We start from the raw sequence: 13,884 nt of genomic DNA on the forward strand, positions 1-13,884 counted from the left end.
AGTGTCGGAAGAATATGCCGAGAGGCTTACCCCCCTCTGCCCTGCCGGGCATCTCCCCCTCAAGGGGGGAGATCGATATGCCGCACTGTCTTTTTCCCTATGCAACCGCCATGTGGTTAGGGTGAGGGGCAGGTTTCGGTCCGAAAGGCAAAACATCCCGCTCCTCATCAATGCGCCACCGCAGCAGCAGCCGCTTCGTCGATCAGCCGGCCGGTGCGGAACCGGTCGAGCGTCAGCCCTGCCGCCAGACGGTGCGGCTCACCCTTGGCGATCAGATGCGCTAAGAGGTTGGCCGAACCCGGCGTCGCCTTGAAGCCGCCCGTGCCCCAGCCGCAATTGACGAATAGGCCCGGCACCGGCGTCACGCCCTGGATCGGCGAACGGTCGGGCGTGTTGTCGGTTATGCCGCCCCACTGGCGCATCATTTTCACGCGGCGGAAAATCGGGAAAAGCTCGCAGATCGCATCGAGCGTATGGGTGATGATCTGCAGGCCGCCGGTCTGGGAATAGGAATTGTACTGGTCGGTGCCGGCGCCGATCACAAGCTCGCCCTTATCGGACTGCGAGATATAGGCATGCACCGTGTTCGACATCACGACACAGGGAAAGATCGGCTTCAGCGGTTCGGAAACCAGCGCCTGCAGCGGCGTGGAATGGAGCGGCACGCGCACGCCTGCCATTTCCATGACCACCGAGGAGTGGCCGGCGGCCGAGACGCCGATCTTCTTCGCACCGATGAAGCCGCGCGTCGTTTCCACGCCCTGCACCTCGCCGTTCGGCCCGCGGCGGATGCCGGTCACCTCACAGTTCTGGATGATGTGGACGCCGCGGTCGGACGCCGCCCGCGCATAACCCCAGGCGACGGCATCGTGGCGCGCCGTGCCGCCGCGCCGCTGCAGGGTCGCACCATTGATCGGATAGCGCGCCGTCTTGGAAATATCGAGCGGCGGGCAGTAAGCCTTGGCCTGCTCCGGCGTCAGCCATTCGTTGTCGATACCGTAAAGCCTGTGGGCATTGATGTGCCGCTTGAACGACTGCTGGTCATGGACATTGTGCGACAGCATCATCACGCCGCGCGGCGAATACATGACGTTGTAGTTGAGATCCTGGCTCAAGCCTTCCCACAGCTTCAGGGAATGCTCATAGATGTCCATGCTCTCTTCGTAGAGATAGTTGGAGCGGATGATGGTCGTGTTACGGCCGGTATTGCCACCCCCGAGCCAGCCCTTTTCGATCACCGCGACATTGGTGATGCCGTGCTCCTTGGCGAGATAATAGGCGGCACCAAGTCCATGCCCGCCTGCACCGACGATGACGACGTCATAGCTTGACCGGGGCTCCGGAGAGCTCCACTGAGCCTCCCAGCCCTTGTGGGCGCGCAAGGCCTCGCGGGCTACGGCGAAAATCGAATATTTGCGCATCTCGCCTCAAACTCCTGGGATCGACAAACCGGCCATTCTGGGTAGAGCCATACCCATCGCAAATCAATATCCGTCGCAATGGCTCTTTTGCGACGCATTCGAGGATTGTTTCGACAAAGCGGGGAGCGAGACGATTGGTCGCGTTCTGCGCCTCCCGTGATACCTTGCACTTGCGGCCGGAACGGTACATCCGGACGCGCCGCTCTCCCAAAATCGATTTTGATCGATAAAGGATATCGACCATCTGGACTTCCGCAGACTCTTCTGATATCTGCCTTCACCAATCGCTCAGGCTCACGCCGGGCGGACGTTATTTTTTCGCCTCGAATCGTACCGATCTCGGCGAGCAACAACCAAAGGAACGGGATTCACGTGCAGGTACTAGTCCGCGACAACAACGTCGACCAGGCGCTCCGCGCTCTCAAGAAAAAGATGCAGCGCGAAGGCATTTTCCGTGAAATGAAGATGCGCGACTATTACGAAAAGCCCTCGCAGAAGCGGGCTCGTGAAAAGGCCGAAGCCGTTCGTCGCGTTCGCAAGCTTGCCCGCAAGCGCGCTCAGCGTGAAGGCCTGATCGCTGCACCGCGCCCGAGCCGTTGATCGGCCGTTATTTCGACGTTTTCTAATGCTTGTAGGGCGGTGGCGACATGGGCGCCGCCGCTCTTTTGATTTGGTCTTGAACCGACTGCATGTTCAGGCCCGGAATGGGGTAAGGCATGCAGGAAACTACCCTTTCGCCCGATAAGAGGAAAAGCGTCTGATGGCCGCCAAAACTGCCGTTCTCAATCGTGGAACTCGAATTTCCGGCCCTTTGACCATCTTTTCAAGTATTCGCGGCAAGACCGCACTTTCCGCCACCCTTCTGACGCTTGCGCTGGCCGGCTGCTCGACGACCAATACCACCTCGGACATGATCACCGTGGATCGCGCGCAGGGCAGCCAGGAAAACATTGCGTCCCTGTCCACCGTCATCAACGCCAGCCCGAACGATCCGGAAGCCTACAACGTGCGTGGAACGGCCTACGGGCGGGCCGGCGAATTCTCGAAGGCGCTCAACGATTTCAACCGCGCCCTCCAGCTCAATCCGCAATTCTACCAGGCCTATGCCAACCGGGCGCTCGTCTATCGCAACATGGGCAAGCCGGTGGAAGCCGCCAACGACTATAATCGGGCGCTGCAGATCAATCCGAACTACGACGTCGCCTATATCGGCCGCGGCAATATCTACCGGCAGGCGGGCCGCACCAACGAAGCCTTCAACGATTTCTCCAAGGCGATCGAGCTGGACACCACCGACGGCCGCGCCTACCACAATCGCGGCCTGATCTATCAGCTTCGCGGCCAGCATGCCCAGGCGATCGAGGACTTTGCCAAGGCGATCTCGCTCTCGCCGAATTCGGCCGAACCCTATAACGGGCGCGGCATTTCCTACGTGGCCCTGAACGACGACGACAACGCGTTTGCCGACTTCAACCATGCCATCGAGCTTAACGACAAGCTCGCCGAATCATGGGCGAACCAGGCATTGGTCTATGAGCGCCGCGGCGACAAGGCACGGGCCTATAAGTCCTATTCGCATGCCATCCGTCTGGATCCCAACTACAAGCCGGCCCAGGATGGTGCCGCGCGCACCCGTGCGACGAGCTGACATCGACAACGCAGCAAGCTCGATGAAGCGGACTGATCGCACCGGGGCAACCGGTGCCTCAAAGACGTGCGCCCGCAATATCTCCGGCTCCATCCCCGCTTATCTCTAATATGCGTAAACTATAAATTCTAATAAAGGCGTTACGCTTACACGATATTCTGGACCCCTCAAAATCGAGGGGCGTGGAATGCTTGGCAAACTACTGAGGGACAGATCCGGCAACTTTGGCCTCATGAGCGCTCTGATGCTCGTGCCGCTTATCGGCGTTGCAGGCTTGTCGATCGATTTCGCAGACGCCTTGACGATCAAGCAGCAACTTCAGGACGCCGCCGACGCGGCGGCGCTCGGCGCCGTCGCGGAAAGTTCGATCGGCGTATCGGAAGCGATGAAGATGACAGGCAACGGCTCCATCGAAGCCGCCATCAAGGATGCCGAGAACATCTTCCGCGCGCAGCTCGCAAGAAGCGGTGGATTCACCCTCAATGACATCAAGGCCACGGTGGTCCGCGAGGACAATCAGCTCAAGGCCGTCTTCACCTATTCGGCTTCCCTTCCCACCACACTGCTCAAAGTCATCAACAAGAGTGAGATCACGGTCGCGGGTCAGGCCACGGCGGTCTTCCAGACCGAGACCTTCCGCGATTTCTATCTGCTGCTCGACAATACGCCATCCATGGGCGTGGGCGCCACGACCGCGGATATCAATAGGATGGTGGCAAATACTCCCGATCAATGCGCCTTTGCCTGCCACATCGTCAAGAACGACGTCGAGGACAAGAACAGCTACTACAATCTTGCAAAGAAGTTGGGCGTCACCATCCGCATCAACGTCGTGGCCAAAGCCACGGCAGCCTTGATGGATACTGCGATGGCGGTGCGCAAGGCTTCTAATCAGTACCGAATGGCAGTCTATACATTCGGCCAAAAGGCCGAGGACACAAAGCTTCTGGAAATCAGCTCCATCAGTTCGGACCTGGTCAAAGCCAAGGAGAAGGCGGCGTTGATCGACCTGATGTCCATTCCCTATCAGGGATACGACAATGACCAGCAGACCGATTTTGACCGGGCGCTGAAGAACATGGGAGCTCAGATGGGACCGGCGGGGACCGGCCTCTCTGCCGGGAGCCCCGAGAAGATCGTGTTCTTCGTTTCCGATGGTGTGAACGACAGCGCCAAGGGCGCGGGTTGCACGAAGAAGACCACGGGAACCCGCTGTCAGGAGCCGATCGATATAAGGGCCTGCGACGTGCTGAAGAAGAAGGGTTACAAGATTGCCGTTCTCTATACGACCTACCTGCCGCTGCCAACAAATGACTGGTACAAGAACTGGATCAAGCCTTTCCAGCACGAGATAGGCACCCGCATGGAGGAGTGTGCTTCCCCCGGCTATTTCTTCGAAGTGAGCCCCTCCGAAGGCATCGAGAAGGCAATGAACACCCTGTTCCTGAAGATCGTCAGTACGCCGCGCCTCGCCAGCTGACATCCATGCAGCGCTGAGAACCGCTCAAATATAGAGAGCGGCCATCCTTCGCCAGGCGCCGGCCCGGTGGGCACGTCCATCCCAGACATGCATCTGGTGCCCGACGCCCTTTTCGGCGAGCACCTGGCTCAGGTGCCGGTTGTTGTCGAGGAAGGGATCGGCATTGCCGATGGTCAAGACAATCTCCACCTGTCTCAACCTGTCGAGCCGCCAATCGCCTGAAAGACCGGGAAGAAAATGCGACGGCGTGTGGAAATAGACGCTATCGTCGTAATAGCCGTCCAAGAGATCGCCGAAGGACTCGACCTTCAGCGTGAGATCGTAGCGGCCCGAAAAAGCGGCCAGCTTGCGGAAAAGATGCGGGTGCCGGAAGACCAGGTTTGCCGCTTGAAAGGCGCCAAGACTGCAGCCCTGCGCGATGGTGCAGTCGTGCGGGTTCCTCGCCATCAGCGGCAGGACCTCGTCGAGGATATAGGCCTCGAAGGCTTCGTGGCGGCGCAGGCGATCGGCCGGATGCCAATGCGAGGCGTAGAATGTCTCCCTTGCCAGCCCGTCAACGCAATAGAGCTGCAGATGGCCGGCAGTGATCTTGTCGCTGAGGCTCGCGACGACGCCGAGCTCTTCATATTCGAAGAAGCGCCCGTCCCGCGTCGGAAACATCAGCACCTTGGCACCGGCATGGCCGAACACCAGGAGTTCCATGTCCCGGTGAAGCCTGGGGCTGTACCAGCGATGATATTCGCGGTTCATGACGCTCCGAAGAAAGACCTGACCTTTTCGTTGAGGATAGCGTGTTGCGCCTCCTGACCAGGATAATCGAAATGCCCGGCGTCGAGGATGAAGATTTCATTAAATTTTGAAGGCGCCGGGGGCTGCGGCAGCGCATTGGCGATCGCGAACTGGCAGGGCGGCGCCACGGCAGGATCGAAAAGCGCGACGCTCATCAGCATCGGCACGGTAATGCGTCCCGCCGCCACCGCCGAATCGTGCAGGCGCAACGTGGGAAGCGCATTGCCGTATTTCTGCTGGTACGCCTGCACCGCCGCGGCGCTGCCGATGCTCGGCAGCCTCAGTCTCAGTTCCTGATGTCCGAAGGTCGGCAGCGACAGATGCCCGCGGCAGATGCGGCTGTCATAGGCAATGCCGAGCCCGCCGATGCCGCCGCCGAAGCTGACGCCGCTATAGCCGATCCGGCCGGCAAGCCAGGGGTAGAGAAGGAGCAGCGTGCTGACCGCGATCCACAGATCGTCGACGCAGTCGCCGATGATGTAGCGTTCCGGCTTGTCGATATCATGCAGCACGTGCCAGCTGGAATCAGAGGAGATCGGCGGCCGGGCGCTCCGCGACATGCCCCGGAAGCATGGGAAAAGCAGCGCAGTTTCGTCCACCGGCATGTCGAAATCCGGTGCATCGCGCCCGCCGTAACCATGCCCGACGACCAGACCGCGCCGCACTTCGCCCCGACGCGGAAGGAGAAGCCAGCCCCCGATCGGAAAGGCGCCGCTCGACATATAGGTAAGGTCGAAGACATGCCATTTCGGATGGGCAAGTTTGCTTTTCTGGAGTTTTGGCCGCGGATCCACACCCAGCGCCCGGCGATAGCGGCGCTCCCAGAACTCATCGAAACCCTCCGGCGCCTCCGGCGGCGCAATCGCCCGCAACTCCTTGAGCCCCAGGCCGTAGGTCGGATCGAAATCGAACGGGTGAGAGGTGGGGATGGTCATCAAGTGTTCTGCAGCGGATTGACGATCGAAAGACCTTCGATCTGCATCCCCTCCTGGAGATCTTCGGAAAACAAGGTATCACAGTCGCTGGAAAGCGCTGCGGCAACGATCATCGCATCATAGATCGAAAAATTATATCGCTCGGCCAATTGAAGGCCTTTGTCATGGATGTCGATAGTTAAGGGCACGACCGTCAAAAGGGCGCGGATTGTCGTGATAAAGGAGTAAACATCCTCCCAGGAAAATCCCATCTTGCGCCGTGCGACGTGAACGAATTCGTTCAGCACCTGGATGCTGATCGCCCCACCCAAATCGACCACGCGCTCGGCTGCCGCAGCCTTCGTGGCGTCACCTGAAGCAAGATGGAGCAGGATATTGGTATCATAGAAATTACCGGGCATTCGCCTCGTTCCGATCGAACACGAAGTCCTCGGGTAGACGACCCCGGAATTTTCTCAACCGCTGAAGAAGTTCCTCGCGCGTGGGCTTGCGCGCCACCTCGAACTCCCTTGCATCAACCGCCCGTATCTGGATCTCGTCGCCTTCCTTCAGCTCGAGAGCTTCGACCACTGTCGCGGGCAACCGAACCGCCAGGCTATTGCCCCACTTGGAAACTTGCATGGCATCTCTCCGGATAGACATTTTGAATAATGTATATCCTAACACTTTCCGCACATTAAAAAAGCCCGGCATTGCCGGGCCTCTTTGCTGCGATTTGTTCGCTCTTCTCAGTGCTTCATCGCCTTGACGATATCTTCCGTCATCTTCTTGGCATCGCCGAGCAACATCATCGTACCATCTTTGTAGAACAGCGTGTTGTCTATGCCGGCGTAACCCGAGCCGAGGGAGCGCTTGACGAAGAGGCAGGTCTTCGCCTTGTCGACGTCGAGGATCGGCATCCCATAGATCGGTGAGGACTTGTCGTCGCGCGCAGCCGGATTGGTGACGTCGTTGGCGCCGATGACATAGGCGACGTCCGCTTGCGCGAACTCCGCATTGATGTCTTCCAGCTCGAAGACCTCGTCATAGGGCACGTTGGCTTCCGCGAGCAGCACGTTCATGTGCCCCGGCATGCGCCCGGCCACCGGATGGATTGCGTATTTGACCTCGACACCGTGGCTCTTCAGCGTATCGGCCAATTCGCGCAGCGCATGCTGGGCCTGGGCGACCGCCATACCGTAACCCGGCACGATGATCACCTTCTCGGCGTTCTGCATCAGGAAGGCGGCGTCATCCGCGGAGCCCTGCTTCACCGTCCGCTGCACGCCGTCGTCGCCGCCGGCTGCCGCCGTCTCGCCGCCGAAGCCACCGAGGATAACCGAGATGAAGGACCGGTTCATGCCCTTGCACATGATGTATGAGAGGATCGCGCCTGACGAGCCGACCAGGGCACCGGTGATGATCAGCGCCAGGTTGCCGAGCGTGAAGCCGATGCCGGCGGCGGCCCAGCCGGAATAGGAGTTCAGCATCGACACGACGACCGGCATGTCTGCACCGCCGATCGGCACGATGATCAGCACGCCGAGCGCCAGCGACAGGAAGACGATCAGCCAGAAATCCGCATGGCTTTCGGTCTGTACCAGGCCGATCATGAAGATGACGACCAGAAGAAGCAGGCCGGCATTGATGAAGTGCCGGTAGGGCAGCATGATCGGCTTTCCGGACATGCGCCCGTCGAGCTTCAGGAATGCGATGACCGATCCGGTGAAGGTGATCGCGCCGATCGCTGCACCGAGCGCCAGTTCGATAAGTGCCTGGCCGTGGATCGCGCCCGGCTCGCCGATGCCGAAGGAGGCCGGCGCATAAAGGGCGGCAGCGGCCACCATGACGGCGGCGAAACCGACCAGCGAGTGGAAGCCCGCGACGAGCTGCGGCATCGCCGTCATTGGAATGGTACGGGCGATATAGGCACCTGCCCCACCGCCGATGCTGAGCGCCAGCACGATCAGGATGAAGCCGCCGAAACTCGGCGTGGCGAGCAGCAGCGTGGTGGCGATGGCGATCCCCATGCCGACCATGCCGTAGACATTGCCCTTGCGGCTGGTGGTCGGGTGGGAAAGTCCGCGCAGTGCCATGATGAACAGCACGCCGGAAACGAGGTAAAGGAAGGCTGCGAAATTCTGCGACATGTGTTTCCAGAACCCCTCAGCGATCTTTTTTCTTGTACATGGCGAGCATTCGGCTGGTCACCAGGAAGCCGCCGAAGATGTTCACCGAGACGAGCACCAGCGCGATGAAGCCGAAGCCGGTGGCAAAACCGCTGGCTGCGACGCCGACCGCCAGAAGCGCGCCGACGACAATGACCGAAGAAATGGCGTTGGTGACGGCCATCAGCGGGGTGTGCAGCGCCGGCGTCACCGACCACACAACGTAATAGCCGACAAAGATCGACAGCACGAAGATCGCAAACCGGAAGACGAAGGGATCGATCGCCCCGCCCGATACACCATGGGCTGCCTGCGCCACGGCATCCGGCGCCGTTTCCGCTGCCGCCTTGACCGCGGCGACGGCCTGGTCGAGCCCTTCGAGCGCCTTGTTCATCATTTCGTTGGCCATCAAAGCTCCTCCCCCTTCGCGGCACTTTCCGCCACGGCCTTTTTGCGCGGCCGGGCAGCTTTTGCCGGCACCGGCTCAGCGATGGCGGCAGGCGCGGCCGGCGCCTCCCTGACGAGAGCTGCGACAGCCGCTGCGAAATTCGGATGCACCACATGGCCGGCATGGGTCAGCATGGTCGCCTTGACCAGCTCGTCCTCCGGATTGACCGCGAACTCCTTGGAGGTCTTGTCGACCATGGTCTCGATGAAGGCGAAGAGGTTTTTGGCATAAAGCGCCGAGGCGGAGGCGGCGATGCGCCCGGCCACATTGGCATAACCGATCACGGTAACGCCTTCGACACTTGCCACCTTGCCCTTTTGCGAGCCTTCGATATTGCCGCCGCGCTCGACGGCGAGGTCGACGGCAACCGAACCAGGCTTCATTGAGGATAGCATGGCACGCGTCACGAGCTGCGGCGCCGGACGGCCGGGGATCAACGCCGTGGTAATGACGATATCCTGCTTGGCGATGTGTTCGGCAACGAGTGCCGCCTGCTTCGCCTGATAGGCTTCCGACATCGGTTTGGCATAACCGGCCGCCGTTTCGGCCGCCTTGAATTCCTCATCCTCGACGGCGATGAATTTGGCACCGAGCGAGGCGACCTGTTCCTTTGCAGCCGGGCGAACGTCGGTCGCCGACACCACAGCACCGAGACGGCGGGCTGTGGCGATCGCCTGCAGGCCGGCAACACCGGCCCCCATGACGAAGACCTTTGCGGCGGGCACTGTGCCGGCCGCCGTCATCATCATCGGCATCGCGCGGCCATATTCGTGGGACGCGTCGATGACGGCGCGATAGCCGGCAAGGTTTGCCTGGGAGGACAGCACGTCCATCGATTGTGCGCGGGTGATGCGCGGCATCAGCTCCATGGCAAAGGTCGTCAGGCCGGCCTTGGCCATCGCGGCAAGCGCCGCTTCGTTGCCGTAAGGATCCATGACCGCAAAGACGACCGCGCCGGATTTGTAGGAGGCAGCTTCAGCAGCGGTCGGTCGGTTGACCCGAAGCACGATGTCGGCAGAACCGGCATCCGAAGCCGCACCGATGCGTGCACCTGCCGCCTCGAAATCACCGTCCGGGATACCGGAGGCAATCCCCGCTCCGCTCTCGACCACGATGGTGAAACCAAGACCAGCTAGGCGTTTCACCGTCTCCGGTGACGCCGACACGCGCGGTTCGTCCGAGCCTTCGCGACTTACATGAATGATCTTTGCCAAAGACTGTCTCCTCCCAGTCGGTATCGCAACAGAACGGAATGCTCCGTCCTTCCTCAGGCCACGGGCAAAAGCCGGCTTGTGAAGATCAGCGCAGCAGGAATGCGCCGGCGATGTTGAGAACGACGAACAGGATGAGGCTGCCGAGGAAGCCGACGCCGCCGAAGAAGCCGGCGGCCATGGCAATCAACAGCACGACGAGGACCATCGAGCCCCATTTGGCGCCGGCGAGGAACATGCTGTAGGTCTTTTCATGTTCCGCATAGTCCATGGAAGCGCCCGTTTCCACCGGTCCGCTATGGTGATTGTCCATCAGTCGCGTCTCCTTGAAGCAAGCCGCACACGGCCTTGCAGATGAAAGCATCCGCGTGCGGAAAAATCCTCGTCCCTGCCCGGAATCATGCCTTTTGAAAAGCATGCCGGACGTTGCTTCAGGCCTTACACAAAGGCGTGGGAAAGCGCAATGGCACCTAAGTGCTCCCGGGTACGCCAGCTTTGCGGAGGCGGTAAAATGCCGCAAGAGGCGGATCAGCGCTCGGCGGTCGTCAGCCGGCGGACCGGCGTCTGTCTGACGCCGCGCCGAGCGGTTGAAGGCTTTACGGGCTTGGGCGCAGCAGCAAGGACGGAAATCTGGGCAGAATCGACCGGCATGGAGAAAACGAACCCTTGGACGAGATCGGCAAAGCGGTGACGGTTGATCAGCGCGAGCTGCTCCGTCGTCTCGACGCCCTCGACCACGATCTTCAAGCCGAGCTCCCGCGACAGATTGACGATGCCGCGCAGTAGCTTCAATTTGCGTTCGTCCTCGCCGATGTTGCGGATGAAGGCCCGATCGATCTTCACGACATCCACCGGCAGCGTATCCAGATAGCTGAGGCTCGAAAACCCGGTGCCGAAATCATCGATCGCAATGGTCACGCCGGTGGCCCGGAACCGGTTGAGAATGGCGCTGACGGCCACCGGCTCGTCCATGAAGCAGCTTTCCGTCACCTCCAGGCGCAGCCGTGACGGCGAGAGCGCATACCGGTCGAGAACCTCTGCCACATACGTCACGATATCGTCGTTGCCGAGGTCCTGGATCGACAGGTTGACGGACACCGCCACCCCCTCCGGCCAGGTCGCGCAGTCGCGGCAGGCCTGCTCGATGACCTGGTAGGTGATCTGGGAGATCAGGTTCATGTCCTCGGCCATCGGAATGAACACGTTCGGCCCGACCACGCCGCGGTCCGGATGGCGCCAGCGCACCAGCGCCTCACTGCATTCGATTCCCGAACCGTCCGGAAGGTACAGCGGCTGGTAAACCACGTGCAGGGCGCGGTTCTGGATCGCCTGCCGGAGATCGCCCCGCAGCTTCTGTTCGTCGATGTATTGCGCATCCATTTCCGGGCGGAAGAAGACAAGCGTACCGTTGCCGGCGGCTTTGGCATGGTTGACCGCGAGATCCGCCTTGATCTGCCAGTTCTCCATGTCGAAATCGCGGGACGTCAGGATGACGCAGCCGCCATTCATGGTTACCGGCAGGCGGAGCCCTTCCACCTTGTAGTCGCCCTGCGCGTGCGCATGGATCTGCCGGATCCGCTGCTCCAGTTCACCGGCATCCGCGCCGAGCAACAGGAGGACGAATTCGTCGCCGATCAGCCGGCCGGTGACGATACCGTCCGTCTCGAGCGCTGCAAACCGCGCCCCGATCGCGGCGAGCAGGCGATCACCCACCACATGGCCGCGCATGTCGTTGACGTGCTTGAAACCGTCCACGTCGAAGACCGCCAGCGCCGCAAGTACTTCCCCGCGATCGCGCACTTTTTCCACTGCAAGATCAGCGAAGTGGGCGCGGTTCGGAAGGCCGGTCAGCGCGTCGAACTGCAGCATGTGCCGCATCTTCTCCTCGGCTTCGATCCGCGCGCTGACATCCTCGAAGATCAGCACCACCCCGCCATCGGAACGCCGACTGACGGAGAAGTCCAGATGGCGGTCGTCCTTGAATGTCAGAAGCGCGCGTTCGAGCGAGCCATCCGCAAGCCGATAGAGCTGCCGCAGGATGCCAGCCGGTACGTTTCCCGCATCTTCGCAGAGCACGGCGGCAAAGTCCCGGTCCTTCAGTTCGCGCTGCAGGTGGAGACCGAGCAGGTCGCGGGCGCGGCGGTTGACCACCTGGATCCGCCCTTCCCGGTCGAGCATGACGAGCCCGTGGGAGATGGTGTTGAGCGCGATGTCGAAACGTCCGGCGACGACAGCCATGGTCCGGGAGGAAATGACGTTCTGATAGAGAAAATCCCGGATGCCGTTCGCCATGAACCGCGTCGTCAGCGCGAAGGGGACCAGCAGGATGGCCAGCGCCGAAAGATGGAGATCGCCGGTGAACAGGCAGGCGATCAGGATCGGCCCGCAGCAGCCGATCATCTGGAGATCGACCGCGGCCCGCGAGCCGTAGTTGCGGCCGATTACCGACATCATCGAACCCAGCGCGATCGCAACCGAGGCGATGCTGACGAACGGGTCCTGCAAGACCAGCAGGGCATAACCGCTGGCGAGGCCGAGAAGCAGAGCGGTCAAAAAAGCGCCGATGACGTATTGACGTTCCCAGCTGACGATCTCATCATGCTTGAGCGTTTGCTTATCCACCTGATCGAACCGGTAAAACCAGTACATGCGGTAGGTAAAAACCGCAACGAAACAGCCGGCAAACAGGAGAAAGAGCTCGGAGCCGTTGAAATAAAAGACGAACAGGCACCAGAGGACATGGACGATCACGCCCGTCCAGAGTGTTCCACGGTTTCCAAACAGCGAAGCGACGAACGACAGGAAAACATCCGTCGACAACCTCTCCGCTTCGATCTCTCTCATCGGGCTCATCCCTTTGCGTCCGAGGGACCGTGCGGAAAACCCTTTAATATTTCATTGTTCCCGCCGCTCGCATCACATTCTACACCGCTTTCCGGCAGGTGTGCTCTACAAATTCTGACGCGGAAATATAAAAGTCGCAGCATTGGGAACGCTCGGCACCTCTTGTCCGGCCATGGGCTTGCGTCGCGCGTCTTCGCGCCTTGTTGCGACAAACATGAGAAACAAGTGAGATAGCCGTGGTTTTCAGGCTTCTGTGGCTCCTGGACAATTGATTTTTGCGTTGCCACTGAATACAGCTCGCGCCCTGCGGGCGCCGACGATTGGCTTTTCCGCGATATCTTGATCTATAGATCTCAGGACCGGACAACGATCCAAAATTGGTCCGAGAGGAGGGGAAAAATGGCTGCACTGCTTGCACTCAGCCGACTGATCGACGCCGTCACGACGGCCGTCGGCAAATCGGTTTCATGGCTACTTCTGGCCGCTGTTCTCATCAGCGCAGGTAACGCCGTGCTCCGCAAGGCGATGGACATCTCGTCCAATGCCTGGCTAGAGGTTCAGTGGTATCTTTTTGGCACGGTTTTCATGCTGGCTGCGGCTTATGCTCTGCTCAAAAACGAGCACGTCCGCATCGACATCTTTTCCGCGACCTGGTCGAAGAAAACGCGCGACATCATCGATCTCGTGCTTCACACCATCTTTCTCGTGCCGTTTGCCGGGTTGATGACCTGGCTCGCCTGGCCCTGGTTCTGGCTCTCGTATCGCTCGGGTGAAATATCCTCGAACGCCGGCGGGCTCACTATTTGGCCGGCCAAGCTTGTCGTTCTCCTGGGATTTGCCCTGCTTCTGCTTCAGGCCTTCTCGGAAATCATCAAGCGGTTCGCCGTTGTGACCGGCCGGATCGAAGATCCGCGCGAAGATACCGCCGGCGAAATGCCGCCAGCCGCCTCCGAGGTCTGAA

Annotated in this window: 14 protein-coding genes; 4 read left to right on the forward strand and 10 right to left on the reverse strand. The window is 60.5% G+C overall.

Features of this window, described 5'->3' with window-relative positions; genetic code table 11:
* Nucleotides 1-167 precede the first annotated feature (167 nt).
* Complete coding sequence (locus tag EDE05_RS21875) at nucleotides 168-1,421, reverse strand: sarcosine oxidase subunit beta family protein (RefSeq protein WP_132412600.1); 1,254 nt, start codon at nucleotides 1,419-1,421, stop codon at nucleotides 168-170.
* A gap of 372 nt (nucleotides 1,422-1,793) precedes the next feature.
* Here EDE05_RS21875 and rpsU point away from each other — a divergent pair, with 372 nt between their 5' ends.
* From rpsU to EDE05_RS21890, 3 genes are all read left to right on the forward strand, one after another.
* A complete protein-coding gene (rpsU, locus tag EDE05_RS21880; protein ID WP_105374187.1) occupies nucleotides 1,794-2,021 on the forward strand; it encodes a 30S ribosomal protein S21 in 228 nt (75 codons plus the stop codon).
* 160 nt (nucleotides 2,022-2,181) lie between these two features.
* Nucleotides 2,182-3,069: a tetratricopeptide repeat protein gene (locus EDE05_RS21885; RefSeq protein ID WP_132412602.1), complete on the forward strand. Its 888-nt coding sequence runs from the start codon at nucleotides 2,182-2,184 to the stop codon at nucleotides 3,067-3,069.
* A gap of 187 nt (nucleotides 3,070-3,256) precedes the next feature.
* On the forward strand, nucleotides 3,257-4,549 hold the full coding sequence (locus EDE05_RS21890; RefSeq protein ID WP_132412604.1) for a pilus assembly protein TadG-related protein: 1,293 nt from the start codon (nucleotides 3,257-3,259) through the stop codon (nucleotides 4,547-4,549).
* Nucleotides 4,550-4,573: 24 nt separating this feature from the next.
* Here the strand turns inward: EDE05_RS21890 and EDE05_RS21895 are convergent, their stop codons facing one another.
* From EDE05_RS21895 to EDE05_RS21935, 9 genes are all read right to left on the reverse strand, one after another.
* The gene (locus EDE05_RS21895; protein ID WP_132412606.1) at nucleotides 4,574-5,299 is read right to left on the reverse strand and encodes an alpha/beta hydrolase-fold protein; all 726 of its coding nucleotides are present in this window, start codon (nucleotides 5,297-5,299) and stop codon (nucleotides 4,574-4,576) included.
* On the reverse strand, nucleotides 5,296-6,273 hold the full coding sequence (locus EDE05_RS21900; protein ID WP_132412608.1) for an acetylxylan esterase: 978 nt from the start codon (nucleotides 6,271-6,273) through the stop codon (nucleotides 5,296-5,298). The genes EDE05_RS21895 and EDE05_RS21900 overlap by 4 nt, the downstream gene beginning before the upstream one ends.
* Nucleotides 6,273-6,674: a PIN domain-containing protein gene (locus EDE05_RS21905; RefSeq protein ID WP_132412610.1), complete on the reverse strand. Its 402-nt coding sequence runs from the start codon at nucleotides 6,672-6,674 to the stop codon at nucleotides 6,273-6,275. Before EDE05_RS21905 ends, EDE05_RS21900 begins: the two co-directional genes overlap by 1 nt.
* Nucleotides 6,664-6,894, reverse strand: coding sequence for an AbrB/MazE/SpoVT family DNA-binding domain-containing protein (locus tag EDE05_RS21910; RefSeq protein ID WP_132412612.1), 231 nt, complete (start codon nucleotides 6,892-6,894; stop codon nucleotides 6,664-6,666). Before EDE05_RS21910 ends, EDE05_RS21905 begins: the two co-directional genes overlap by 11 nt.
* A 107-nt stretch (nucleotides 6,895-7,001) precedes the next feature.
* Nucleotides 7,002-8,402 carry an NAD(P)(+) transhydrogenase (Re/Si-specific) subunit beta gene (locus EDE05_RS21915; protein WP_132412614.1) on the reverse strand — a complete coding sequence of 467 codons (1,401 nt, stop codon included), beginning with the start codon at nucleotides 8,400-8,402 and terminating at the stop codon, nucleotides 7,002-7,004.
* A gap of 16 nt (nucleotides 8,403-8,418) precedes the next feature.
* Nucleotides 8,419-8,829 carry a proton-translocating transhydrogenase family protein gene (locus EDE05_RS21920; RefSeq protein ID WP_105374195.1) on the reverse strand — a complete coding sequence of 137 codons (411 nt, stop codon included), beginning with the start codon at nucleotides 8,827-8,829 and terminating at the stop codon, nucleotides 8,419-8,421.
* Nucleotides 8,829-10,082 carry a Re/Si-specific NAD(P)(+) transhydrogenase subunit alpha gene (locus EDE05_RS21925; RefSeq protein ID WP_132412616.1) on the reverse strand — a complete coding sequence of 418 codons (1,254 nt, stop codon included), beginning with the start codon at nucleotides 10,080-10,082 and terminating at the stop codon, nucleotides 8,829-8,831. Before EDE05_RS21925 ends, EDE05_RS21920 begins: the two co-directional genes overlap by 1 nt.
* 85 nt (nucleotides 10,083-10,167) lie before the next feature.
* Complete coding sequence (locus EDE05_RS21930) at nucleotides 10,168-10,392, reverse strand: aa3-type cytochrome c oxidase subunit IV (RefSeq protein ID WP_132412618.1); 225 nt, start codon at nucleotides 10,390-10,392, stop codon at nucleotides 10,168-10,170.
* Between the two features lie 215 nt (nucleotides 10,393-10,607).
* Nucleotides 10,608-12,923, reverse strand: coding sequence for a GGDEF domain-containing phosphodiesterase (locus EDE05_RS21935; protein ID WP_245505207.1), 2,316 nt, complete (start codon nucleotides 12,921-12,923; stop codon nucleotides 10,608-10,610).
* A gap of 399 nt (nucleotides 12,924-13,322) precedes the next feature.
* Between EDE05_RS21935 and EDE05_RS21940 the strand changes: the two genes are divergently transcribed.
* A complete protein-coding gene (locus EDE05_RS21940; protein ID WP_105374199.1) occupies nucleotides 13,323-13,883 on the forward strand; it encodes a TRAP transporter small permease subunit in 561 nt (186 codons plus the stop codon).
* Nucleotide 13,884: the final 1 nt, after the last annotated feature.

The organism is Neorhizobium sp. R1-B (genome assembly GCF_004368875.1).
GTDB classification, from domain to species: domain Bacteria; phylum Pseudomonadota; class Alphaproteobacteria; order Rhizobiales; family Rhizobiaceae; genus Neorhizobium; species Neorhizobium huautlense.